This is a genomic window from Escherichia sp. R1 (genome assembly GCF_003000935.1).
In the GTDB taxonomy this organism is placed as follows: Bacteria; Pseudomonadota; Gammaproteobacteria; order Enterobacterales; family Enterobacteriaceae; genus Escherichia; species Escherichia coli.
In genome coordinates this window covers 75,844-100,455 of the sequence record NZ_PSRU01000019.1, presented here as the reverse complement: position 1 = coordinate 100,455, position 24,612 = coordinate 75,844, and the positions used below count along the sequence as shown (strand labels likewise).

The 24,612-nt window shown below is 54.4% G+C and carries 28 protein-coding genes and 1 pseudogene; 18 read left to right on the top strand and 11 right to left on the bottom strand.

Features of this window, described 5'->3' with window-relative positions:
• From C4F37_RS21165 to C4F37_RS21150, 4 genes are read right to left on the bottom strand one after another with little or no spacing between them, the layout of a single operon-like run.
• Nucleotides 1-273, bottom strand: a complete 273-nt coding sequence (locus C4F37_RS21165; protein WP_000958543.1) for a flagellar biosynthetic protein FliQ — start codon at nt 271-273, stop codon at nt 1-3.
• A gap of 2 nt (nt 274-275) precedes the next feature.
• Nucleotides 276-1,028: a flagellar type III secretion system pore protein FliP gene (gene fliP, locus C4F37_RS21160; RefSeq protein WP_000830267.1), complete on the bottom strand. Its 753-nt coding sequence runs from the start codon at nt 1,026-1,028 to the stop codon at nt 276-278.
• Nucleotides 1,025-1,396 (bottom strand): FliM/FliN family flagellar motor switch protein, encoded by a 372-nt coding sequence (locus C4F37_RS21155; protein WP_000043127.1) that lies wholly within the window; start codon nt 1,394-1,396, stop codon nt 1,025-1,027. The genes fliP and C4F37_RS21155 overlap by 4 nt, the downstream gene beginning before the upstream one ends.
• Nucleotides 1,389-2,240 (bottom strand): FliM/FliN family flagellar motor switch protein, encoded by an 852-nt coding sequence (locus C4F37_RS21150; RefSeq protein ID WP_001538310.1) that lies wholly within the window; start codon nt 2,238-2,240, stop codon nt 1,389-1,391. Before C4F37_RS21150 ends, C4F37_RS21155 begins: the two co-directional genes overlap by 8 nt.
• A gap of 386 nt (nt 2,241-2,626) precedes the next feature.
• On the opposite strand from C4F37_RS21150, the gene C4F37_RS21145 reads away from it, so the two are divergent.
• The 8 genes and pseudogenes from C4F37_RS21145 to C4F37_RS21110 all read left to right on the top strand — a co-directional run bounded on the left by C4F37_RS21145 (nt 2,627) and on the right by C4F37_RS21110 (nt 9,491).
• On the top strand, nt 2,627-3,613 hold the full coding sequence (locus tag C4F37_RS21145) for a sigma-54 interaction domain-containing protein (protein WP_001538311.1): 987 nt from the start codon (nt 2,627-2,629) through the stop codon (nt 3,611-3,613).
• Between the two features lie 14 nt (nt 3,614-3,627).
• Complete coding sequence (locus C4F37_RS21140; RefSeq protein WP_001538312.1) at nt 3,628-3,969, top strand: flagellar hook-basal body complex protein FliE; 342 nt, start codon at nt 3,628-3,630, stop codon at nt 3,967-3,969.
• Between the two features lie 4 nt (nt 3,970-3,973).
• Nucleotides 3,974-5,621, top strand: a pseudogene (fliF, locus tag C4F37_RS21135) (flagellar basal-body MS-ring/collar protein FliF).
• Nucleotides 5,599-6,609 (top strand): flagellar motor switch protein FliG, encoded by a 1,011-nt coding sequence (locus C4F37_RS21130; RefSeq protein WP_001293174.1) that lies wholly within the window; start codon nt 5,599-5,601, stop codon nt 6,607-6,609. The pseudogene fliF and the gene C4F37_RS21130 overlap by 23 nt, the downstream one beginning before the upstream one ends.
• A 3-nt stretch (nt 6,610-6,612) precedes the next feature.
• Nucleotides 6,613-7,323 (top strand): flagellar assembly protein FliH, encoded by a 711-nt coding sequence (fliH, locus tag C4F37_RS21125; protein WP_000151511.1) that lies wholly within the window; start codon nt 6,613-6,615, stop codon nt 7,321-7,323.
• A complete protein-coding gene (fliI, locus tag C4F37_RS21120) occupies nt 7,316-8,656 on the top strand; it encodes a flagellar protein export ATPase FliI (protein WP_001279408.1) in 1,341 nt (446 codons plus the stop codon). The genes fliH and fliI overlap by 8 nt, the downstream gene beginning before the upstream one ends.
• Before the next feature lie 2 nt (nt 8,657-8,658).
• Entirely contained in the window at nt 8,659-9,093 is a 435-nt protein-coding gene (gene fliJ, locus C4F37_RS21115; RefSeq protein ID WP_001538315.1) for a flagellar export protein FliJ, read from the top strand.
• Nucleotides 9,094-9,095: 2 nt separating this feature from the next.
• Nucleotides 9,096-9,491, top strand: coding sequence for an adenylyltransferase/cytidyltransferase family protein (locus C4F37_RS21110; protein WP_001538316.1), 396 nt, complete (start codon nt 9,096-9,098; stop codon nt 9,489-9,491).
• A gap of 11 nt (nt 9,492-9,502) precedes the next feature.
• Here the strand turns inward: C4F37_RS21110 and C4F37_RS21105 are convergent, their stop codons facing one another.
• The 7 genes from C4F37_RS21105 to flgA all read right to left on the bottom strand — a co-directional run bounded on the left by C4F37_RS21105 (nt 9,503) and on the right by flgA (nt 16,264).
• Entirely contained in the window at nt 9,503-10,042 is a 540-nt protein-coding gene (locus tag C4F37_RS21105) for a hypothetical protein (RefSeq protein WP_000623467.1), read from the bottom strand.
• Nucleotides 10,035-10,856: a hypothetical protein gene (locus C4F37_RS21100; protein WP_000220508.1), complete on the bottom strand. Its 822-nt coding sequence runs from the start codon at nt 10,854-10,856 to the stop codon at nt 10,035-10,037. The genes C4F37_RS21105 and C4F37_RS21100 overlap by 8 nt, the downstream gene beginning before the upstream one ends.
• A 325-nt stretch (nt 10,857-11,181) precedes the next feature.
• Nucleotides 11,182-13,620 (bottom strand): glycosyltransferase, encoded by a 2,439-nt coding sequence (locus C4F37_RS21095; RefSeq protein ID WP_001773846.1) that lies wholly within the window; start codon nt 13,618-13,620, stop codon nt 11,182-11,184.
• 46 nt (nt 13,621-13,666) lie between these two features.
• On the bottom strand, nt 13,667-14,599 hold the full coding sequence (locus tag C4F37_RS21090; RefSeq protein ID WP_001538318.1) for a hypothetical protein: 933 nt from the start codon (nt 14,597-14,599) through the stop codon (nt 13,667-13,669).
• 127 nt (nt 14,600-14,726) lie between these two features.
• Complete coding sequence (gene flgN / locus C4F37_RS21085) at nt 14,727-15,155, bottom strand: flagellar protein FlgN (protein WP_000027803.1); 429 nt, start codon at nt 15,153-15,155, stop codon at nt 14,727-14,729.
• A 12-nt stretch (nt 15,156-15,167) separates the two neighbouring features.
• Complete coding sequence (flgM, locus tag C4F37_RS21080; protein WP_000705392.1) at nt 15,168-15,446, bottom strand: flagellar biosynthesis anti-sigma factor FlgM; 279 nt, start codon at nt 15,444-15,446, stop codon at nt 15,168-15,170.
• 80 nt (nt 15,447-15,526) lie between these two features.
• Nucleotides 15,527-16,264 carry a flagellar basal body P-ring formation chaperone FlgA gene (flgA, locus tag C4F37_RS21075; RefSeq protein ID WP_001538319.1) on the bottom strand — a complete coding sequence of 246 codons (738 nt, stop codon included), beginning with the start codon at nt 16,262-16,264 and terminating at the stop codon, nt 15,527-15,529.
• A gap of 81 nt (nt 16,265-16,345) precedes the next feature.
• On the opposite strand from flgA, the gene C4F37_RS21070 reads away from it, so the two are divergent.
• The 10 genes from C4F37_RS21070 (at nt 16,346) to flgK (ending at nt 24,611) form a co-directional block, all read left to right on the top strand.
• Nucleotides 16,346-16,681, top strand: coding sequence for a flagellar basal body protein (locus C4F37_RS21070; protein WP_000512950.1), 336 nt, complete (start codon nt 16,346-16,348; stop codon nt 16,679-16,681).
• 2 nt (nt 16,682-16,683) lie between these two features.
• Nucleotides 16,684-17,115 (top strand): flagellar basal body rod protein FlgC, encoded by a 432-nt coding sequence (gene flgC / locus C4F37_RS21065; RefSeq protein ID WP_001773847.1) that lies wholly within the window; start codon nt 16,684-16,686, stop codon nt 17,113-17,115.
• Nucleotides 17,115-17,828 (top strand): flagellar hook capping FlgD N-terminal domain-containing protein, encoded by a 714-nt coding sequence (locus C4F37_RS21060; protein ID WP_001093677.1) that lies wholly within the window; start codon nt 17,115-17,117, stop codon nt 17,826-17,828. Before flgC ends, C4F37_RS21060 begins: the two co-directional genes overlap by 1 nt.
• 263 nt (nt 17,829-18,091) lie before the next feature.
• Nucleotides 18,092-19,294, top strand: coding sequence for a flagellar hook protein FlgE (gene flgE / locus C4F37_RS21055; RefSeq protein ID WP_001556833.1), 1,203 nt, complete (start codon nt 18,092-18,094; stop codon nt 19,292-19,294).
• Entirely contained in the window at nt 19,294-20,031 is a 738-nt protein-coding gene (locus C4F37_RS21050; protein WP_000375464.1) for a flagellar basal body rod protein FlgF, read from the top strand. Before flgE ends, C4F37_RS21050 begins: the two co-directional genes overlap by 1 nt.
• A gap of 78 nt (nt 20,032-20,109) precedes the next feature.
• A complete protein-coding gene (gene flgG / locus C4F37_RS21045) occupies nt 20,110-20,895 on the top strand; it encodes a flagellar basal-body rod protein FlgG (protein WP_000990540.1) in 786 nt (261 codons plus the stop codon).
• A gap of 70 nt (nt 20,896-20,965) precedes the next feature.
• Nucleotides 20,966-21,631, top strand: coding sequence for a flagellar basal body L-ring protein FlgH (flgH, locus tag C4F37_RS21040; protein ID WP_024186799.1), 666 nt, complete (start codon nt 20,966-20,968; stop codon nt 21,629-21,631).
• Nucleotides 21,632-21,645: 14 nt separating this feature from the next.
• Nucleotides 21,646-22,746 carry a flagellar basal body P-ring protein FlgI gene (locus C4F37_RS21035; protein WP_001538322.1) on the top strand — a complete coding sequence of 367 codons (1,101 nt, stop codon included), beginning with the start codon at nt 21,646-21,648 and terminating at the stop codon, nt 22,744-22,746.
• Nucleotides 22,746-23,045 (top strand): rod-binding protein, encoded by a 300-nt coding sequence (locus C4F37_RS21030; RefSeq protein ID WP_001538324.1) that lies wholly within the window; start codon nt 22,746-22,748, stop codon nt 23,043-23,045. Before C4F37_RS21035 ends, C4F37_RS21030 begins: the two co-directional genes overlap by 1 nt.
• Nucleotides 23,046-23,234: 189 nt before the next feature.
• Entirely contained in the window at nt 23,235-24,611 is a 1,377-nt protein-coding gene (gene flgK, locus C4F37_RS21025) for a flagellar hook-associated protein FlgK (RefSeq protein ID WP_000367234.1), read from the top strand.
• Nucleotide 24,612: the final 1 nt, after the last annotated feature.

The following is a 24,612-nucleotide window of genomic DNA, read 5'->3' as shown; positions in this document are numbered from 1 at the left end:
TTAATGAACCAGCAGGGCGGCCTGGGTAAACAGGTGAATGCACAGGTCATGCAACTGGACAATCATCCATTTTCCGCACACGCCCAGCACCACCAGCGTGACAATCAGCCTTGGCAAAAAGCTCAGGGTCTGTTCATTAATCTGCGTCACCGCCTGGAACACGCTCACCAGCAGGCCGACCAGCAGGCTTGGCACCACCAGTACCGAAACCAGCAAAATCACTACTTTAATACCGCTGGCGACAATGTCGGCGGCTACGTCTACGGTCAACATAATCAGCCCAGCCCCAGCCCGCGAATGCTGGTGGTGAGCGTGCCGATGGTCAGCGACCAGCCGTCAATCAGCACAAACAGCATCAGTTTAAAGGGTAGCGAAACAATCAGCGGCGACAGCATCATCATCCCCATCGCCATCAATACGCTGGCGACAATCAGGTCGATAACCAGAAACGGGATGTAAATCATAAAGCCAATCTGGAAGGCGGTTTTCAGCTCGCTCAGTACATAGGCGGGCACCACGATGGAGAGATCCTGGTCGGCGGCATTGCCCTTCGCGCCGCCGATGGTCATGATTTGCGCCATCGCTTTTTTGTCGGTCTGCGCCAGCATAAAGCGTTTCAGCGGCGTCGCGGCGGTGCTTAACGCATCGGTCAGGGTAATCTGATCGTTTTCAAACGGCACTACCGCGTGGTCGTAAATATTGAGCCAGATGGGGCGCATTACCAGCAGGGTGAGTGAGAGCGCAATACCTATCAGAATGCGGTTCGGCGGCGTTTGTTGCAGCCCCAGCGCCTGGCGCAGCAGCGACAGCACGATAATAAAGCGCGTAAAGCAGGTCATCATCAGCACCATCGTCGGCAGCAAACCGACGAGGGTCATCAGAATCAGTACCTGAATTTTGACGCTGTACTCCTGAGTGTTGCCGTGGGTCACCACGTTAAGCAGCGCAATATCGCCACCCTGGGCCAGCGCCAGCGGGGCGAGCGCCAGCAGCGCCAGGCCCAGCGTCAGTTGAGTACGGCGTTTCATGGTGCCAGGTCGTTGATATCGCGGGTGTTAAATTCCAGCACGCGCAGGCCGTACTTCTCGTTGACCACCACCACTTCCGCTTTGCCCAGCAGGATATTGTTCACTTTAATATCCAGCGGCTCCCCGGCGAGTTTATCCAGTTCAATCACCGTGTCGTCGTCGATGTTAAGCAGGTCGGCTAACATGATTTCCACCGACGACACTTCCAGCGTTAAGGTCACCGGAATGCGTTTCAGTAGCGTCATCGAGTCGGAAAATCGGTCTTCCAGGCGGGTGACCAGCGTTTCGGCGTCGGCGGATTTGGCGACAGGCGCAACTTCATCGGTGAGGCCAAAATCCCCGGCTAAAATATCTTCTTGCTTACTCATGGTTGTTCTCATTTTTTCCCGCCAGCTCCGACAAAAACAGTTTGTCTTTGTCTTCCACAATCAGGGCGCTAAATAATTCAGATTGCCCAATCGCCACCGGGAACGTTTCTCCCAGCGAGATGGGTAAAATATCCCCCGCTTTTATCTGCGCCAGATCCGCGACATTCAGCGACAGCTCGGCGATTTTGACGTTCAGGGTCAGCGGCATAGAGCGGATGATTTCTTTAATCAGGGCCGGTTTATTAACGGATTTCGCCACCTGCTGCGGTTTACTGTGCTCGCTGTGGCGGATCAGATTCAAAATAAAATCGGTGTGGGCGTCGTCGAGCAAAATACGAAAACTGCTCTCCTCATCGCCCGCAAGGGTAAAGGTTAATTGATACGCCCAGTGGGTAATTACCGTGCTGCTGTCCAGTTTTAATTTCAGCGCAATACCGGAGGTTTGCAGATTAAATATCAGCGTGCAGATATCCAGCGCCAGACGGTTCTTTAATCGTGTTTCGGTTTTGGTCGGCAACCCGTTATGGGCTTTAGCCTCTTCGAGAGACGACTCCAGACCATAAAAATTGCCCAGCAGCATTAACAATAAGGAGCGATCAATATCAAACGCCAGATGCCCGACCTGGGAAACCATCAGTTCAGCGTTTTTATTAATAATATCCATTTCGCAGCCAATCTTTTTTAGGGTGATATTGCTGCGATGCTTTTTGAGAAAGTAGCTGCCAAGATGCGAATCAATCACGTCAAAATTCCCCGTAAACAGGGTCGGCAGGCGATGGTAGGGGCGTCCGAGCCGATTACCTTCTAATTTAAAGATGCCTGGCGTTTTACTGTACTTCAGCATGGCTTACTTTCTCTGCTGTAATGGTATGGGCGATTTTGTGCACGCAAATCCGGCGGTGACACAAGGTGAGGTATTAAATAGAGGAGGAGTGAAAGGGGCAAATTATTAATAGGGTGAAAAAATAATTAAATTATTAACGGGCGAGATATCGGGCATCGTCATAAAACATTGCACAAACTGTAGGCCTGATAAGACGCGCAGCGTCGCATCAGGCATCGGCACGCAATTGCCGGATGCGGCGTAAACGCCTTATCCGGTATACATTGCTAACTAGTTGTTTATAAACAAATAATATTTTTATTATCGTTTAATTCGAACTTGTTAATCCCACCGGTGATACGCTTCAGAACATCCTGATTATTGTCGCTACTTATATCGTTCACCCTATGTCTGAACTTATTGCAACTGCCGCTTCCAGCATTAACGCTTTTACTCTGGCAAAGCGTGTCGCCGCCTTTAACGTACCGGTGCTCATTCAGGGCGAAACCGGCGCGGGGAAAGAGTGCGTGGCGAAATATATTCACACCGTAGCCTTTGGTGAAAATGATAACGCGCCCTATATCGGCGTGAACTGTGCGGCGATCCCGGAAAATATGCTGGAATCGACCTTATTTGGCTACGACAAAGGTGCATTTACCGGCGCAATTGCCAGCGTGCCGGGAAAAATGGAACTGGCTAATAACGGCACCTTATTGCTCGATGAAATTGGCGATATGCCGCTGGCATTACAGGCCAAAATATTACGCGTATTGCAGGAACAGCAGGTTGAGCGATTAGGCAGCAACCGACAAATCAAACTCAATTTTCGCCTGATTGCCTGCACCAATAAAAATCTGGAACAGGATGTGACTGCTGGACGTTTTCGTGAAGATCTTTATTATCGTCTGGCGGTTATTCCTATAACCATGCCGCCACTGCGTGAACGTCTGAACGATATTATTCCGCTGGCAGAGTCGTTTATTAAAAAATATGCCACGGTGCTGGTGAAAAATATCACCCTTTCAGAATCTACCCGCCGGGCGCTACTTAATTACCGCTGGCCCGGAAATGTTCGCCAACTGGAAAACGCCATTCAGCGAGGAATGATCTTAAACCGCGACGGCGTGATTTTCCCGGATGCCTTAGGCCTGCCGGAAATAGACGTTGCCGATCACAGTGAACTGCAATGGCCTGTTCAGCCCTCCGTATCTGTTGCGGAAACCAGCGATTTAGGCCAGGCCGGACGTAGCGCCCAGTATCAATATATCGCCGACCTGATGCGTAAATATCAGGGCAACCGCAGCAAAATTGCCGACCTGTTAGGCATTACCCCGCGCGCACTGCGCTATCGGCTGGCCTCCATGCGCAAGCAAGGTATCGAAGTTTTCTCCTGACCCGGAAGTTAAAAATGAGCATTACCACAATCAACAGCACCATGCAGGCGCAAATCATGCAGGACGTGCAGCGGATGCAGGCCAACGCCCAGGCGCCGGTGCTACCCGCCATGACCTTCAGTTCCACAGACCCGGACGTGTCGTTTAACCGCATTATGTACGGCGTGCTTGGTCACGTTGATCAGTTCCAGCAGGTGGCGGAGCAGCAGCAAACGGCTGTCGACACGGGCAAAAGTGATGACCTGGCAGGTGCGATGATCGCCAGCCAGCAGGCGTCGCTCTCTTTCTCCGCGCTGGTGCAGGTGCGCAATAAAATCGCCACCGGGTTTAACGACCTGATGAGTATGTCGATCTAACCCTATGAATGCACAAATAAAGAAGTTAACCCAGGCGTTTCCGGCGTTTCGACTGCGTCTTGCAGATAACAAACGCTGGGCGTTGATGGCGGGAGTGGGGCTTGCCGTGGCGGCGACGGCGATTATCGTCAGCGTGCTGTGGACCGGTAATCGCGGCTACGTTTCGCTCTACGGACGCCAGGAAAATCTGCCCGTGTCGCAGATTGTCACGGTGCTGGACGGCGAAAAGCTCACCTACCGCATCGACCCGCAGAGCGGGCAGATTCTGGTGCCGGAAGATGCACTGTCGAAAACGCGAATGACCCTTGCCGCGAAAGGCGTGCAGGCGATATTGCCCAGCGGCTACGAGCTGATGGACAAAGACGAAGTGCTCGGCAGCAGTCAGTTCGTGCAGAACGTGCGCTATAAACGCAGTCTCGAAGGGGAGCTGGCGCAGAGCATCATGTCGCTGGACGCGGTGGAAAGCGCGCGGGTGCATCTGGCGCTCAACGAAGAAAGCTCGTTTGTGGTCAGCGATGAGCCGCAAAACAGCGCCTCGGTGGTGGTGCGCTTGCATTACGGCGCGAAGCTGAATATGGACCAGGTGACCGCCATTGTGCATCTGGTGTCCGGCAGTATTCCGGGGCTACAGGCCAGCAAAGTTAGCGTGGTCGATCAGGCGGGAAATCTGCTGACCGACGGCATTGGCGCAGGCGAGGCGGTTTCTGCCGCGACCCGTAAACGCGATCAGATCCTCAAAGATATTCAGGACAAAACCCGTGCCAGCGTGGCGAACGTGCTGGATTCGCTGGTTGGCACGGGGAATTACCGCGTCAGTGTGATGCCGGATCTCGACCTCAGCACCATCGACGAAACCCAGGAACACTACGGTGACGCGCCGAAAATCAACCGCGAAGAGAGCGTGCTGGACAGCGACACCAATCAGGTGGCGATGGGCGTGCCTGGTTCGCTCAGTAACCGTCCGCCGATTGCAGCGAATCAGATGAGCAACGGTACGGAAGAAAACCGCTCGCCGGAAGCGCTTTCCAAACACAGCGAAAGTAAGCGCGACTACTCTTACGACCGCAGCGTCCAGCATATTCAGCATCCCGGCTTCGCGGTGAAACGCCTCAACGTGGCGGTGGTACTCAATCAAAACGCTCCGGCGCTGAAAAACTGGAAGCCGGAGCAAACCACGCAACTGACCGCGTTGCTGAACAATGCCGCCGGGATCGACGCCCAGCGTGGTGACAATCTCTCCTTATCGTTACTCAACTTTGTACCGCAGGCGGTGCCTGTCGAACCGGTTATTCCACTGTGGAAAGATGACAGCGTACTGGCCTGGGTGCGGCTGATTGGCTGCGGCCTGCTGGCGCTGTTGCTGCTGTTTTTCGTGGTGCGTCCGTTGATGAAACGGCTGACGGCGGTACGTGCGCCGGTTATCACACCAGAACCGGAAGCCGTCAGTGAACCGTGGATTGCCATGCCGGAAGAGGAGCGCAAAAAACGTCGACCTGCCGTCGCTACCCGGCGATGACAGCCTGCCGTCACAAAGTTCTGGCCTCGAAGTGAAACTCGAGTTCCTGCAAAAACTGGCCATGAGCGACACCGATCGCGTAGCCGAAGTTCTCAGACAATGGATCACCAGCAATGAGCGAATTGACAACAAATAAGAGCAACAGCTACCTGGAACAGGCGGCGATCCTGTTGCTGTGTCTGGGCGAAGAGGCGGCGGCGACGGTGATGCAAAAACTCAGCCGCGAAGAAGTGGTGCGCCTGAGCGAAAACATGGCGCGGCTTTCCGGCGTCAAAACCAGCATGGCGCGCAAGGTGATCAATAACTTCTTTGATGAGTTCCGCGAACAGAGCGGGATCAACGGCGCATCACGCTCCATGTTGCAGGGCATTCTTAACAAAGCGCTGGGCACCGAGATCGCCAGTAGCGTGATCAACGGCATCTATGGCGATGAGATCCGCTCGCGGATGGCGCGCCTGCAATGGGTGGAACCACGCCAGTTGGCGATGCTGATTTCCGAAGAACATCTGCAATTGCAGGCGGTGTTCCTCGCGTTTCTGACGCCGGAAATCTCGGCAGCGGTGCTCTCTTATCTCAACGAATCGGTGCAAAACGAAATTCTCTACCGGGTGGCGAAACTCAACGACGTCAACCGCGACGTGGTGGATGAGCTGGACCGCCTGATTGAACGTGGCCTGTCGGTGCTTTCGGAGCACGGCTCGAAGGTGAAGGGCATCAAACAGGCGGCGGATATCGTCAACCGCTTCCAGGGCAATCAGCAGGTGATCCTCGACCAGATGCGCGAACGTGACGAAGAGGTGTTGGGGCAGATCCAGGATGAGATGTACGACTTCTTTATCCTCAGCCGCCAGAACGAAGAAGTGCGTCGGCGTCTGCTTGACGAAGTGCCGATGGAAGACTGGGCGGTGGCGCTGAAAGGCACCGAAGCCCTGCTGCGCCGCTCGATTTACGCGGTAATGCCAAAACGTCAGGCGCAGCAACTGGAAGCGATCACCGCGCGTCTGGGTCCGGTGCCGGTCAGCCGTATCGAACAGATCCGCCGCGAAATCATGGGCATCGCCCGTGAGCTGGAAGAAGCGGGCGAAATTCAGCTACAGCTCTTTGCGGAACGGACGGCGGAGTAATTCATGACCATTGAAACACTGCGCGGGCGCTATCGCCTGCACCGCTTCCCGCCGCGCCAGCGTGCGGTGACCGGAGAACCGCTTACTGCCAGTATCAGCGCCGCCGATTACCAGCGTCAGTTGATGGACGGTTTTCAGGAAGGGCTGCAAAAAGGGTTTGCTCAGGGAATGACCGAAGGTCAGGAGCAGGGCTTTAGCGAAGGTCATCAACAAGGTTTTGCCGAGGGGCGACGTCAGGGCTACACCGAAGGCAGCCTCGCCGGGCAGCAGGAAGGATGCAAACAGTTTGTTGAGGCGGCGCAGCCGCTGGAAGCCATCACCGGTAAAGTGAACGACTTCCTCGCGCATATTGAACGTAAACAGCGGGAAGATTTGCTGCAACTGGTGGAGAAAGTCACCCGTCAGGTGATCCGCTGCGAACTGGCGCTGCAACCGACGCAGTTACTGGCGCTGGTGGAAGAGGCGCTGGCGGCCTTCCCGGCGATGCCGGAGACCCTGCAAGTGATGCTGAGTACAGAAGAGTTTAACCGCCTGCGCGACGCGGTGCCGGAAAAAGTCAGCGAATGGGGGCTGACGCCTTCGCCGGATCTGCCGCCAGGCGAATGCCGAGTGATTACCGACAAATCTGAACTGGATATCGGCTGTGAGCATCGCCTTGAACAGTGCATGACCGCGCTGCAAGAGACGCTAACGCCGGAGTCGCAGGGTGAGTGATTTTTCTGCTTTCGATAACGCCCTGCGCTCGCTGGAGTCGATCCCGCTGGCCCGCGTCGCCGGGCGGCTGGTGCGCCTGAACGGCATTCTGCTGGAGAGCGTCGGCTGCCCGCTAATGACCGGGCAACTGTGCCGCATCGAAAGCGCCAATCACACGCTGATCGACGCGCAGGCCGTGGGCTTTAATCGCGACATCACCTACTTAATGCCGTTTAAACAGCCGGTCGGCCTGATGGCAGGCGCACGCGTCTTCCCGGAAGAAAAAGCCCACGACATCCTGATTGGCGAAAGCTGGTTAGGCCGCGTGGTTAACGGTCTCGGCGAACCGCTGGATGGCAAAGGCCGCCTGAACGGCAACGACCTTCTGCCGCCGCTGCCACCCTCGGTCAATCCCTTAACCCGCCGTTCAGTGGACGAACCGCTGGACGTGGGCGTGAAAGCGATTAACGGCCTGCTGACCATCGGCAAAGGCCAGCGTGTCGGGCTGATGGCGGGCAGCGGCGTCGGGAAAAGCGTGCTGCTGGGGATGATCACCCGCCAGACCAAAGCCGACATTGTGGTGGTCGGGTTGATTGGCGAACGCGGGCGCGAAGTGAAAGAGTTTATTGACCATTCGCTGGGCGCGGACGGGCTGGCAAAGTCTATCGTTGTTGTCGCGCCTGCCGATGAATCGCCGCTGATGCGCCTGAAAGCCACCGAACTGTGCCACTCCATCGCCGCCTGGTTTCGCGACCGCGGGCATCACGTTTTACTGCTGGTGGATTCCCTGACCCGCTACGCGATGGCGCAGCGGGAAATCGCCCTCTCACTCGGTGAACCGCCCGCCACCAAAGGCTATCCGCCGTCGGCATTCGGCATGATCCCCAAACTGGTCGAGAGCGCAGGCAACAGCGAAAGCTCAGGATCGATGACCGCCATCTACACCGTGCTGGCGGAAGGCGACGACCAGCAAGATCCAATAGTCGACTGCGCCCGCGCAGTGCTGGACGGACATATCGTATTAACCCGCAAACTGGCGGAAGCGGGGCACTATCCGGCCATTGATATCGGCCAGTCGATCAGCCGCTGCATGAACCAGGTCACCAGTCCGGAACATCAGCAATCCGCCCGTGCGATGAAACAACACTACGCCGCCTATATGGAGATCAAACCGCTGATCCCGCTCGGGGGCTACGTGGCAGGTGCCGACGCCAGCGTCGACAAAGCGGTGAAAATGTTCCCGGCTATCGAGCGATTTTTGCGCCAGGAGATGCACGAACCCGCTTCCCTCGAACTGGTGCAAAGCCGCCTGCAAATCCTCTTTCCCAACGGCAAAAAGGCAGAAGGGCAATAACCATGCGACAAATCATCGACACTCTGGCGCAGTTGCAGCGCCTGCGGGATAAATCGGTCAAAGACAAAACCGTCGAACTGGCAAAGCAAAAACAGATCTGCGCGGGCTATGACAACAATATCAAAGCGTTAGGCTACCTGGTGGAGAAAACGTCTGCGGACGCGGCGGCGTCGGTGGAATCGCTGAAAAACGTCAGCGGCTACAAAGGCACCTTACGCAAGGTGATCGCCTGGCAGGAGCAGGAAAAAACGCTGGCTAACATCAAGGCTACGCGAATGCAGAAAAACCTGACGGCGGCGGCGTGCGAAGAGAAAGTGGTGGCCCTGACGCTGGATGACAAACGCCGCGAGCAGCATGAAAGTGCCACGGCGAAAGCGCAAAAAGCGGTGGATGATATCGCCGTTCAGTGCTGGCTACGGCACAAATTAGCGGAGTAGCCATGAAAACGGTCATCACCTTCGGCACCTTCGATGTGTTTCATGTCGGTCATCTGCGCCTTTTACAACGCGCCCGCACGCTGGGCGAACGGCTGCTGGTCGGCGTATCGTCCGACGCCTTAAATATCGCCAAAAAGGGCAGAGCACCGGTTTACCATCAGGATGACCGCATGTCGATCATCGCCGGGCTGGCGTGCGTGGATGGCGTATTTCTGGAGGAGTCGCTGGCGCAGAAAGCGGAATATCTGTGGGGGTACAGTGCGGATATTTTGGTGATGGGTGATGACTGGGCAGGGAAGTTTGACGATTTCTCGTGTATCTGTGAGGTGGTCTATTTTCCCCGTACGCCGTCGGTATCGACGACGGGGATCATTGAGGTGATTAGGGGGAAAGCATGACAAAATAAAATTTATTTTTGAGCCTCAAAGTAATTGAAGAAATATGTGTTATATTTATTTGTGTCTTTTTGTTTTATTCCATTTTTGCTAAAATAACTGTTTTTGTTTGTTGATATCTCTATTTCGATAGATTTTTCTTTTTTCATATATTCAATTTTGCATTTGTAATATCTAATAACGATATTTTCCCCATGCTTTATAACTTCAAAAATATTTGCATCATGCAGTTTGTCTAATTTTCTATTCAAAAAGAAAGCGTCTGTTACCAGCGTTTCAACCTTGTTATTATAAGAAAAAAAGAAGCTCGCTGCACCCATATCGTTGCTTTCAAAAACTTGCTGTATATTCCCTTTAAAAAGGATGGTTTGCACTATAGTTGTTGGGGAAGAGTTTTTCTTACTATGGTTACTATAAGTTTTCATATTAATAACCATATCCTTAAGTATGTCATTTTCCCCATATACTTCAAAGGCAGGTAGGTTTTTATTATAATCTGGATACACTATTATCATGAATAATAGAATCAAGCTTCTCAATATAATACTAATCATTTGATTTATTCTTCCGGTGATCATTAAAACTGCTTTGATCGCAGGTTAAAATCAATTTCCCATTATTATAACACTGCATAGGGAGAGACTTTAGTGGATTTTTATCATCCGGAAATAAGGCATCCCATCCTTGACCTTCAGAACTGGCAACCATGTATGTTGGTGAAAAAGACCAACCTATATTTATTGACCTCATTATCGAAGTTGTCCTAATATCTGGGAAATAAGATGGATAAGTACTTTCTGTTTGTCCCCAGACATTAACGTCCTTAAAATTATCTAATAGGGATAATTTACTGGCAAAACCTTGTCCTGAATCATCACTTGCATAACTAGTGCGACAACCATACATAACAAACATAGCGTTATTTGACCAGTTAAAATCAATTGAATCCCATCCTCCGATTATGTCCATTTGTTGTGGGTATTTAGGCACGGAAGGTGTATTTACAGAGTCTGAGGTTGTAGGACCATGAATTGGCCCCCCATGTGAGAATAAACTGACTTCTTTAACTTTTGCTTTGGTTATACCTCCATTCTTGTTTATAAAGATTTCTAATATTTCTTTGATTTGATTAAATGTGTTAATTGATAAATGGTAAACTATCTGTGTTTCTTTTTTATACTCGGGGGAGTAAAGGATGTTGAAATAACGCGTCAGACATGCTTCTTCAAAAATAGAACGTCGGCTATCACCGGACTCATCAACCCAAAATAATAGAAATAATTCCTTTGGGCGAGATATTTTTTGAGTGACAATGTTGTTTTGTTTCTGGCTTGTTGTACCGGAAGTTACTTTTTTATCATAAGTCATGTTATCGTTTATGCTCTATCAATTTTAACAAAATGTTAAATTACGCAATAATTGTTATAGTGTGTAACCTATATTTATGATAAGCAATATGTTTAGCAAGATTCAGGTTTTTTCAGAATTCATAAAGATCGCTCCCCCACAATCTACGACTTTTACCGATTCACCAGTCATAAAGCGATGAGTTTGAAATCAGAGGGTAGTTAAGTGCGTTGTTCGTGCCGGATGCGGCGTAAGCGCCTTATCCGACCTGCAAATCCTCACAAATTTAAACTATTGCAAGGTCGCGTAGGCCTGATAAGCGAAGCGCATCAGGCACTTGCGCGTTTTACCCTAGTGCCTCCACAATCACCAACGCCGCTCGTTCTCCCGCTTTGCCATCCATAAACGCATCGCAATAGTGATGGCGAATCTCAGTAAGCCTCGCATGCACCGCACCCCAGTCAAACGCCTCTGACAATAAGTAGCGCAGTTCCGCAACATCATGAGCCACCGGCAATATTTCGCGAATTTGCTGGTCGGCACTTTCGGGCGTGGAATAACTTTTCTCACCGTCGAGCAACGTTGTCATGCCCGGAAAGTCGAGCAGGATCACCCGTTTATCAACGTGGATAGCATCGAAAATAAAGCCGCTGTTATCGGTCAGCACGTAATCGGCCTTTGCCAGTAGCGCCAGCGTGTGGCGGGCAGAGTCGGTGCGCTGTTTTAAATGCCTGCGCGCCAGTGCCAGCGATGCGGCTTCTTCCGGGCGCGAGCAGGTGCCGTGGTGCAGTTTGCACATCAGGTTCACATCGCCGCTTAAGCGGCCCAATTTTTCTGCCCAGTGGGGCAGGGAGCTTAATGCGCCAAACGTGGGGGCGTAGAGCACCGTAGGTTTACGGGAATCGGGTTGGATGTTTTCCGGCAGAGCGCGGTCAAACGTGCCGTTATGCCAGGCGTCGAAGCGCGGATTGCCGACCACTTTTGCGCTGCCGAAATGTGCCAGCGCCCGCTGACTGTAGTGGCTGTAACACAAAATGCGCTGATAAAAACGGTTCCAGTCGGCGTGGTTCCACGTTTCTTTGGCTAAGCCGTACATGGCGCGAATGTTCAGGGGGGAAAGGCCACTGAGCGCAGGCGTGTAATAGGGGCTGACCAGGCATTTTACTCGCTGACCGTGTGCCTGCATTTCAGATAAGCGCATACCTTTGAGCTGTGGATCGTCGATGCTTTTTAACGTATTCAGCATTTCATCCAGAAACGGTTTAAACACGCGGTCGTTGATCACCAGCGTGCAGCTTTGTCCTTGCGCCTGTAGGGCAGTGATGATTGGGCGGTAGAGCGCGTAGTGGAATGAGGTTTCCATAAAAAAGCCGATGGTATCGGCGATAGGTAATGTAGATGGCTTGGTGGCTACGGGTAACTTATTGAAGTAGTGGTTAATGTTATCAGTCGCTTTTTTCTCGATATCACTAAAGCCCGGTCGCTGATAACAAAGGCTCGGGTAACAGGCCAGCCATTTGTCGGTGCGCAGCAGCGGCTGCCAGCCGTCTTCCAGCGAATGCTCATCGTTGTTCATCTGCTGCGCCAGCTGCGGGTAGTAGCGGCTGTTCACCAGATAAGCGCACACTTTGCGGCAGTCCCGCGCGTGCACCAGCCCAGGCAAACTTTTTAGCATCGTTCCCTGCGAAATTTCGCCGCCGAGGATCATCACCTGCCAGGGAATTTTCGCCAGGCTCGCCAGCAGCGCGTTCAGCACCTGAATATGTTTCTCCTGTTTGAGAATAACCGCGTCATCTTCCAGCAGCAGATAGTTTTGCCAGCCGTGCTGTTGCGCCAGATGCAGCGCCTGCAAGTGTGATTGCTGGCGGCCCCGTTGACCGTTTTCATTTTCACTGGCGGCAAGGCGGGTGATCTTCTCAGGCGGAATATGCAGCAATGTCAGTTCTTCACGGATCTGCTGTAAGCGATCCGGGCGTTTATCCAGATTCAGCAGAACGATCTGATCGATCGCCTGATGCTGGATCGCCTGATAATGAGTGGCGTTATGCAGACCCAGATAAGCGTTGCGTAGCAGCGGATCGCTGACGATATCCGTAAGCGCCGCGTTTACAGGCGTGCTGGCCCCGAGGATAAAGTCTTTATCAAAGGTGTTGTGGCTGTGCGAGATACACAGAATCGTGCGCTCGCCGGGCAGTTGCAGCGGGTTAACGCTGAAATTGTTGGTGAAACTTTTCTCCTCGCCTAAATTACAATCGTCGTCGTAACGGTGCTTTTTCAGGTAGTTACGGTGATAGCAAAAGGTGCCATTGAGGATGTTATGTGGGCCAAAGCTGCGGCTTTTGAAAATGCGGTTGATGTGGCTGTACCAGATGGGGATCTGGTCGGAACCGGAGATGAGCGCCCGGTGTTTTTGCATCATGGCGATGGAGTAAGAGATTTTATCTGGCGAGTAGTAGTCGTCATCGTCCATGCAGAGGATGTATTCGCCGCGCGCCAGTTCGTTGAGCATATTGCGTTTTTTGCCCAGCGGCAGTTTTTCCGGGTGATGGATGTAGCGGATGTTGAAGGATCCCGGCGTGCCATTGGTCAGGCGGTCGATGATGTGTTGATGGCTTTGCGGGGAGTCGTCGAGGATGATGAGTTCGCGGCGGTCTGCCGGGTAATCCTGATAGCGGTACATATAAAGCAGGTACGGCAGGAATGTGCCGCGGTTCCAGGTTGGCGTGACGACGCTGACAAACGGTTTTACGCGCCCGATGGCGAGTGTTTTGATGAGGGTTTGCATGATAGTTTACGAAGTCGATAAGGCCGGGAAAACCGGCCAGAAAGCGTTAGCAAGACAGCAGTGAAAACGCATAAAGCAGGGGATCTGCGGAACATTCAGCCTGAATTTGTTGGCGAATCAGCACGGCATTTTCACTGGCTCGCCAGCGTTCAAACATGGCGAAGAGGGCGAAAATATCCTCCTGTCGCAGCGGAGAACCATCCAGCGTCCATAAACTGATTAACGTGCGGATAAGATAAAAATCGCACACCAGCGGGCAATAATCTGCGCCGTCTGTCTGTCCAATCACCTCATGGTAAACGCGGTAAATCAGCCAGTTACGCATCATCCACGGCGCGGTGGCAAAATGCTGTTGCCAGGTGGTTTGCCACTGCACCTTAAGCTGCTGTTGTAACAGGGCTTTGCTGTTGGCGTCATGTAGCGTCAGCAAGGTAACCTGCAACGGCAGCGAGGCCTTGCGTGGGCTTTCCGGTAGAATCGACCAGTCAAACGTAAAACTCCCGAGCAGCGTCATCAACTGGCGCGCCAGCTGTGGCACGGGCGGCAGCTGGGCGAACTGTGCCTGTAGTGTGCCTTTTTGTGAATGATCGGCCAGCGCCTGTGGCAGCGTCGTCAAGCGGGCAAGAATATCTCCGTCTCTGCCCGGCATTTTACTGGCGCGGGAGAGCACAATTCCGACGGCATACAGGGAAAGCTCCGGGGTTAAATCGGGGAGCGTAAGGGTGCTCAAAATGGCCTGGTTTACTATCGCATCGCGCGCGGATAGCTCGGCGGCATTGTCTTCCACAGGGCGGTAGGTGAGCTGTAAATCAAAGGCCCTGGCATCGTTGAGCACCGCTTTGCAACTTTCAATATCGGTCAATGCCAGGCTCTGGCGAATCTCGTTTTTCCACACCTTGCGGACGTACAAATGCGAATCGGGATATTGCGTCATAAAATTGCGCACGTATTCCGGTTCGTAACATTCAATAAAACTCATAGGTGGCTTCCAGTCTTTATTACTTTGCGGAATATGCAATAAGCGTGCCGGGAATTTTTGTAATCAAAAACAAGGGATTGAGAATCAGGCGGAAAATCCGTTTCCGCGATGGGGGAAGGAATTGTCGTTATCCCTGATAGAGAAAATCCGCTTCGCTGCCTAAAAAAGCCTGAATAAATTCATACTGGCGAATTAACAGCTCGCCGTTTTTATCGTTATAGGCTTTGCAGCGTTCTGCTTTTTGCTCAAGGCGTTGCCACAACTGTTGTGCTGCCGCTTTTTGTACCGCCGGAAGCCAGGCAAACACCTGCGCCAGACCGTCACGATTTACGCTAACACCGAGCATTTTCAGCAGGCTATGCCGCTGATAGCTATGCCCATGCAACTGCTCATAGTGCTGCGTTATCTCGTCGTTTACCGCCAGCAGATCCTCGCTGGCGCGGCGAATCATGCAGATCCGCTGACGCTGGAGAAGTTCACGCAGGGAATCGTACAGTGCGTCGTCGTCACGAATTCCCTGCAACAACGCCTTCACCTGTTGTAACCGGATACTCACTTCATCGGCCTCTTAGTTCTGGAAAAAACTCAGCATGTCGCTGGCTAACTGTTCGGTGTCCACTTGCAGGCTGCCGGAGGCTAGCATCGCCTGCATTTGTGCCACTTTATCGCTGTCGATATCGCTCTCTTGCTGGTCGTTCAGCGTTTGCTGAGCAGACTGCAATCCGGCCTGGGTAATGTCGTCAGCGCTCAGCGTCGTGGCGGTGGTCGCCGTGCTTTTGCGCGGCTGACTGGAGCCTGCCATTGTGGCTGTCGGGTGATTGCCTGGCATAGTCGGGGTGATTTTCATCGCAACCTCGTCTCGGTATTTGGGTGGGTTACTCCGGTAAAGCGGTTAACAGGCGGCAAAACTTTAATCGCCAGCGCAAATTACTCCGCGCTTACCGTTGTCACCACGCCGCTTTCCGCCACCATCGCGCTAATGACCCGCTGGCTGCTGGTGTTACGCACCTTCACCATTTCCCCTTTGCGACCATTTTTCAGCGCTACGCCGGGCATTGAGGCGGTGATCCCCGCGCTCTGGTAAACAATCATCACCGGTTGATCGCGCCCGACCAGCACCGGAGATATCAGTTCTTCTTTGGTGATTGGCCTGCCCGGTTGCAGCGCGTGTTTACTGCTGAAACCAATCGCGTCATTGGGTTCCATCAACACCTCCCGGCGCTGGGCACTGACGTTGTAGGGTCTCAGTTCCACATCATTCGCGGTGAGCGGCGTATCGCGGGCAACCAGTGACTTCGCCATTACTACTGGCACCAGTACATCCGGGCGCACCGCTACGTTCATCTGCCAGCTTTGTGGGCAACTGACGGTGAAGTTCATCCGGTTGAGGGCGATGTCCCCAGGCGAAGTCAGCGTGACGCCGGGTGTTTTAGTACAGGGCGCGGCGGTCGCAATCTGCGAGGGAATGTAGACCTTAAAGGTGTAGCGATAGTCATGCCAGCGCCGCTGTTGCGCCAGCGATTCAATTTTTTGGCTGGCGGCATTCAGTACCTGGGCGTTGACTTGTTCCCGCGCGCTGTGCTGCACGGGATGGACGGCGGCGTAGCCCGGTAAGGCCAGCGCCAGGAGGAAATAAAACTTCCGCCTGCAAAATTGAAAACTCATAAACCCTTTCTCTTCAGTCACTTAAAAAATGGCACGGCGATTGCTTAGCGTATGCGGATTGAAGCAGGAGTGACGCAGGAAATGGGGATCAGTTTTCAGCAGGCATTGGGAGTACATCCGCAGGCAGTGAAGTTACGTCTTGAGAGGACCGAGCTACTGACTGCGAATCTGGCGAACGTCGATACGCCAAATTTCAAGGCTAAAGATATTGATTTTGCCAGGGAGATGCAACGGGCAAATAACGCGGCGGTGGATGTCCAGTACCGTGTGCCGATGCAGCCGTCGGAAGATGGCAACACCGTGGAACTGAACAGCGAACAGGCGCGGTTTTCACAAAATAGTATGGATTATCAAAGCAGTCTGACCTTTCTGAATCTGCAAATCAGCGGCATCAGAGAGGCCATTGAAGGGAAATAAGCATGTCATTTACTGATATCTATCAGATTTCCGGCTCGGCGATGACGGCGCAAACGCTACGTCTGAATACCGTTGCCAGTAACCTGGCGAATGCCAATGCGCCCGCCAGCAGCGAGGCGCAGGCATATAAAGCGCGCAGCCCGGTGTTTGCGGCGGTGTATCACCACAGTTTGCTGGCGGGTACACATCATCATGCCATTGACGGTGCCAGTGTGCAGGTGCAGGACGTGCTGCAAACCGGCGGGGCTGTGAAACGCTATGAACCACATTCGCCGCTCGCCGATGCTAACGGGGATGTCTGGTATCCCGACGTCAACGTGGTGGAACAGATGGCGGACATGATGTCGGCTTCGCGCGATTTCGAAACCAATGTCGATGTGCTCAACAACGTGAAAAGTATGCAGCAAAGTTTGCTGAAACTGGGAGAAGCCTGATGAATACCCTGGCGCTGAATGCGCAATCACCGCAGCCGACCGCCACGGCGGAAAGCAACAACGTGGCGGCCAGCGACACGACAAGCAGCAGCGATAGCTCGCCCGTTGATACTTTCCTGACGCTGTTTGTCGCTGAGATCCAAAACCAGGACCCGACCGACCCGACCGACGCCACCGAATATATCGACCAGCTTTCGTCAATGGCGCAGGTGGCGATGATGGAAGAGATGAGCGTGCAGGCGAATACCAACGCGGTGCTGATGAGCAACATTCAGGTGATGGCGCTCGGCAACCTGGTGGGCGACGACATTATGGTGCAGACCACCGCCTTGCAGGTGAGTGACCAGACCATTAACGGTCGCGCCACGCTGGACGACGCCTGTACCACCGCCGATCTCCACTTTACCGATGCCGCAGGCGATGACTATACGGTGTCGCTGATCCCGGAAGGCAGTTCGTCCGTTGGACCCGGCCAGGTCGATTTCTCAATTAATCCGGCGGATTACGGCATCCCGCCGGGCGATTACGACGTCTCGGTGGTGACCAACACCGGGGAAGAAGAGGTGCCGATTGAAGTCTCCGGCGAAGTGGAAGATGTGCGCATCCCACTCGACGGCAGCTCCCCGGTGCTTAACGTTGCAGGCGTGGGCGAAGTACCGTTCACCATGATTAGCCAGTTTGGCGTACCCGATGCCGACAGTGATGTGGCGTGATGTCCGGTGCCAAATTGCCTGATGCGCTTCGCTTATCAGGCCTACATGAAACTGCATGGTTTTGTAGGCCGGATAAGGCGTTCACGCCGCATCCGGCGTTCGGTGCAAGATGCCTGATGCGAAGCTTAACGCGTCTTATCAGGCCTACGAGTTCGCGCATATTTTTATGTTTGCACCCGTTCGTAGGCCGGATAAGGCGTTCACGCCGAATCCGGCAAAACAACGGGCACGCTGCCAAAAATTTGAATTAACAGGACGAAACAATGAGTTATGAAATTGCTGCAACGGGGCTGAATGCCGTTAACGAACAGCTGGACGGGATCAGTAACAACATCGCCAACGCCGGAACGGTAGGCTATAAGTCGATGACCACCCAGTTTTCAGCCATGTATGCCGGAAGTCAGGCGATGGGCGTCAGCGTGGCAGGCACCGCGCAAAGTATTTCGCGCGGCGGTTCGCTGGTATCCACCGGTAACGCGCTGGATCTGGCGATTAACGACGACGGCTTTTTTGTTACCTGCGACAGCGCGGGCAACATTTCTTATACCCGCGCCGGATCGTTTGAAACCGACAAAAACGGCTATATCGTCAACGCCTCGGGTGCTTATTTGCAGGGCTATCCGGTCGATGACACGGGCACCCTGCAAACCGGTACAGTCACCGATATCCAGATCAAAACCGGTAATATTCCGGCGCAGGCCAGCAGCAGCCTGACCTTTACCGCCAACTTCGATGCCAGCGACGACGCTATCGACCGCACAACCGTACCGTTCGACGCGACCAACAGCAGCTCGTACACCGACAGCTACACCACCACGGTATACGACTCATTAGGCAACGAACATTCGGTATGCCAGTACTTCACCAAAACCAGCGATAACACCTGGGAAGTGCAGTACACCTTCGACGGTCAGCAGCAGACCGGCGTTCCGGCGACGACGTTAACCTTCGACCCGAACACCGGGAAACTGACCTCGCCAAACACGCCGCAGACCATTGAGTTTCAGACCGACGCCGCCGCACCCATCGATTTAACCGTCGATTACTCCTCCTGTACGCAATATGGCTCTGAATTTTCTGTCACCACCAACGCCGCCAACGGCTACGCCTCTGCCACTCAGAACGGTGTGCAGGTTGATGACGATGGCAAAGTTTACGCTACCTACAGCAATGGCGAGCGCATGTTGCAGGGGCAGGTGGTGCTGGCGACCTTCCCGAATGAAAACGGCCTGGAGGCAGTGAGCGGCACCGCGTGGGTACAAACCGGCGAATCCGGCACCCCGTTGATTGGCGTTCCCGGTTCCGGCACCTGCGGCACGCTGTCGTCGGGCGTGCTCGAAAGCTCTAACGTCGATATCACCAGCGAGTTAGTCAACCTGATGACCGCCCAGCGTAACTATCAGGCCAACACCAAAGTTATCGCCACCAGCACGCAGCTCGATGACGCGCTGTTCCAGGCTATGTAATGGACCGCTTGATTTATACCGCCCTGAGCGGGGCTTCTCAGACCCTGTACGAGCAGCAGATCAGCGCCAACAACCTGGCAAACGTCAACACCAACGGTTTTCGCGCCGATATGGCAATGGCGACCAATGACAAGGTGAAAGGCGGCGGCTTCGACACGCGCTATATGGCGCAGGAAGGGGTCAGCGGCGTGAACGACAGTACTGGTGTTGCGGAGAAAACCGAACGCCCACTGGACGTGGCGATTCAGGGCGCGGGTTACATTGCGGTGCAGGATAAAAACGGCAACGAAGTGTATACCCGCAACGGCAACATTCAGCAGGATGACCAGGGGCAACTGACTATCGACGGCAATCTGGTGCTGGGAGATAACGGGCCGATCATTCTGCCGCCCAACGCCATTGCTTCGTTTGGCAGCGACGGCACGCTCTCCGTGACGCCCGATGACGGTGACGTGACCGCGACGATGGATATCGACCGCCTGAAGCTGGTGGATATCCCGGTCGCGAACCTGGCGAAAAATCCTGAAGGGATGCTGGTGACTGCCGACGGCGTTCCGGCCCAGCGCGATGAAAACATCAAAGTCAGCGGCGGTTTTCTCGAGGGCAGCAACGTCTCGGCGGTGAGTGAGATGATGTCGTCCATCGCCATGAACCGCCAGTTCGAAGCGCAGATCAAGATGATGAAAACCGCCGAAGATATCAGCGACGCGGGCAACCGCTTATTGCGCGGCTCGTAACCGCACATCGTAGGTCGGATAAGGCGTTCACGCCGCATCCGGCAACCGCGGCCAAAAAATAACACGGAATTTACCACCATGAACGCAGCACTATGGATCAGCAAAACCGGCCTCTCAGCGCAGGATGCTGAAATGAGCGCGATTGCCAACAACATCGCCAACGTTAACACCACAGGCTTTAAGCGCGACCGGGTGATGTTTCAGGATCTGTTTTACCAGACCCAGGAAGCGCCGGGCGCGATGCTCGATCAGAACAACATTATGCCGACCGGGCTGCAATTCGGTAGCGGCGTACGCATTGTCGGCACTCAGAAAACCTTCACCGAAGGCAACGTCGAAACCACCGACAACGCGATGAATGTCGCCATTATGGGGCAGGGATTTTTGCAGGTGCAAAAGGCCAACGGCGATATCGCTTATACCCGCGACGGCAACTTGCAGGTGAACGCTGACGGCGTACTGACCAACTCGCAGGGCTTGCCGTTGCAGCCGGAAATCGACGTTCCGGCAGGGGCGACCAACGTCGCGTTTGGTGAGGATGGCACGGTGACGGCGATCTTACCCGGCGACAGCGACGTGACTGAGTTAGGGCAACTGACGCTGGTGAACTTCGCCAACCCGGCCGGGCTTTCTGCCGAGGGCGACAACCTCTATCTGGAAACCGCCGCCAGCGGACAGCCGACCGAAGGCGTACCGGGCGAAGATGGGCTTGGCACCTTGCAGGATAACGCGCTGGAAGGCTCGAACGTGGATATCGTCAACGAAATGGTGGCGATGATTACGGTGCAACGCGCGTACGAGATGAACGCCAAAATGGTGTCAGCAGCGGACGATATGTTGCAGTACATCAGCCAGACGCTGTAAGGCCGAAATGTCGGATGCGACTATCCGACCTACAAGAGCACATAACTCACTGTATTTAAACAGGCAGAACGTGAAAAATTATATCTGGCTGGTGGCGCTGCTTCCACTCCTTAGCGGGTGTGAATCGCAGGCCATTCTGGTCAAAAAAGACGACGCATACTTTGCGCCACCAACCACCGAAGCGCCGCCTCCGGCAGACGGGCGTGCCGGGGGCGTGTTTGAAACCGGCTACAACTGGTCGCTAACCGCCGACCGGCGGGCTTACCGCGTGGGCGATATCCTGACGGTGATCCTCGAAGAATCCACCCAGTCGAGCAAACAGGCGAAAACCAACTTCGGCAAAAGCAACACCGTCGATATCGGCGCGCCAACGATTTTTGGACACACCAAAGATAAGCTTTCCGGCTCTATCGACGCCAACCGCGACTTTGACGGCAGCGCCACTTCCCAGCAGCAGAACAGCCTGCGCGGGGAGATCACCGTTTCCGTCCATGCGGTGCAGCCCAACGGCATCCTGGAAATTCGCGGCGAAAAATGGCTGACCCTCAACCAGGGCGATGAGTACATCCGTTTAAGCGGCCTTGTGCGCGCCGACGACATCCAGAACGACAACTCGGTTTCCTCCCAGCGGATCGCCGATGCCCGCATCTCCTATGCCGGACGCGGCGCGTTAAGCGACGCCAACGCCGCAGGCTGGCTGACGCGGTTGTTTAACCATCCTCTGTTCCCGATTTAATGCCGGAGAGTGCAATGCAAAACTGGATAAAGGCCGCAGTTATCGCCGTGAGCTTGGCGCTGCCTGGCGTGGCGCTGGCGCAATCGCTGGAGTCGCTGGTCAACGTACAGGGTGTGCGTGAAAACCAACTGGTCGGCTACAGCCTGGTGGTCGGCCTCGACGGTACCGGTGATAAAAACCAGGTCAAATTCACCAACCAGACCATCACCAATATGCTGCGCCAGTTTGGCGTGCAGTTGCCGAATAAAATCGACCCGAAGGTGAAAAACGTCGCCGCGGTGGCGGTGAGCGCCACATTGCCGCCGATGTACTCGCGCGGGCAGACCATTGATGTCACTGTTTCGTCGATTGGCGATGCCAAAAGTATTCGTGGCGGCACTTTGTTGCTGACCCAGTTGCACGGCGCGGATGGCGAAGTTTATGCGCTGGCGCAGGGCAGCGTGGTGGTGGGCGGGATGAATGCCACCGGGGCCAGCGGTTCGAGCGTAACGGTTAATACGCCAACCGCCGGGTTAATTCCTAACGGCGCAACGGTAGAGCGCGAGATCCCCAGCGATTTTCAGATGGGCGACACCATCACCCTCAACCTGAAGCGCCCATCGTTTAAAGACGCCAACAACATTGCGGCGGCGATCAACGCCTCGTTTGGCGGCATTGCCACCGCGCAGAGTTCCACCAACGTTACCGTGCGTGCGCCTACCAGTCCCGGCGCGCGGGTGGCGTTTATGTCGCAACTGGATGATGTGCAGGTGCAGGCGGAGAAAATCCGCGCCCGCGTGGTGTTCAACTCGCGCACCGGCACGGTGGTGATGGGTGATGGCGTTACGCTGCACGCGGCGGCGGTATCGCACGGCAGTTTGACCGTCTCGATTAACGAAACCAGCAACGTCAGCCAGCCAAATGCCTTTGCAGGCGGACGCACGGCGGTAACGCCGCAGAGCAATATCGCGGTGAATCATGCGCGCCCTGGCGTGGTGAGTTTGCCGGAGTCGAGCAGCCTGAAAACGCTGGTCAATGCGCTGAACAGTTTAGGCGCAACGCCGGACGACATTATGTCGATTTTACAGGCGCTGCATGAGGCGGGCGCGCTGGATGCCGACCTGGAGGTGATCTGATGAAAATCAACGGCAGCGGCGGGATTGACGGCAGCGATGCGTTAATGGGGCCGAAGGTTCAGGCCAATGATATTAAGCAGGCCGCGGAGCAGTTTGAGGCGATTTTTTTACGCAACATGCTGAAAGAGATGCGTAAAACCAACGAGTTGTTTGATTCGAAAGATAACCCGTTTAACAGCGATTCGGTGCGCATGATGCAGGGGTTTTATGACGATGAGTTGTGTAACACCCTGGCGCAGCAGCACGGGATTGGGATCGCGGCGATGATTGTGAAGCAGTTGTCGCCCAGGCATAAATGAGGCTTCGGCGTTCGGTGCACGATGCCTGATGCGACGCTGTCGCGTCTTATCAGGCCTACGAGTCGCCCGTATGTAGGCCGGATAAGGCGTTTACGCCGCATCCGGCATTTGGCACCCGGTTTACGGAACTTAAGAACCCCCAACTTCACGCCGCTTTTAACCGGCACGATTTACCGGTAAGGACCCAACATGGACATGATTAACATCGGCTACAGCGGCGCATCAACGGCGCAGGTGGAGCTGAACGTCACGGCGCAAAACACCGCTAACGCCATGACCACGGGCTACACCCGCCAGGTGGCGGAGATCAGCACCATCGGTGCCAGCGGTGGTTCGCCGAACAGCGCCGGTAACGGCGTGCAGGTCGACAGTATTCGCCGCGTCTCCAACCAGTATCAGGTTAATCAGGTATGGTATGCCGCCAGCGATTACGGCTATTACAGCACTCAACAAGGGTATCTCACACAACTGGAAGCGGTACTGAGCGACGATAACAGCAGTCTGAGCGGCGGCTTCGATAACTTTTTCGCTGCCCTTAACGAAGCGACCACCAGCCCCGATGATTCCGCCCTGCGCGAGCAGGTGATCAGCGAAGCCGGGGCGCTGTCCTTGCGCATCGACAACACGCTGGATTACATCGACTCGCAAAGCACGGAAATCATCAGTCAGCAGCAGGCGATGGTATCGCAAATCAATACGCTGACCAGCGGCATCGCCAGCTATAACCAGCAAATCGCTCAGGCCGAAGCCAACGGCGATAACGCCTCCGCGCTGTACGACGCCCGCGATCAGATGGTGGAAGAACTGAGCGGAATGATGGACGTGCAGGTCAATATTGACGACCAGGGCAACTACAACGTCACCCTGAAAAACGGTCAGCCGCTGGTGAGCGGGCAGCAAAGCTCGACCATCGCGCTGGAAACCAACGCCGATGGTACAGCAAGTATGACGCTGACCTTCGCCGGAACCATCTCGACGATGACCACCGACACTGGCGGTTCATTAGGCGCACTGTTTGATTATCAAAACGATGTGCTGACGCCGCTGACCGACACCATCAACAGCATGGCGTCGCAGTTCGCCGATGCGGTCAACAACCAGCTGGCGCAGGGCTACGATCTCAACGGTAACCCCGGCGAGCCACTGTTTATTTATGACGCCAGCAATGCCGACGGCCCACTGACCGTTAACCCGGATATCACTGCCGATGAGCTGGCGTTTTCCAGTTCACCGGATGAAAGCGGCAACAGCGACAACCTGCAGGCGCTGATCAATATCTCCACCGAACCGCTGGAAATAGCCAACCTCGGCAGCGTGACGGTAGGGCAGGCGTGCTCGTCAATCATCAGCAATATCGGCATTTACAGTCAGCAAAACCAGACGGAAGTCGATGCCGCGTCCAATGTCTATTCCGCAGCGCAAAACCAGCAGAGCAGCGTCAGCGGCGTCAGCATGGACGAAGAGGCGGTGAACCTGATCACCTATCAACAAATTTATGAAGCTAATCTGAAAGTCATTTCCGCCGGGGCCGAGATTTTCGATTCGGTGCTGGAAATGTGCAGCTAAG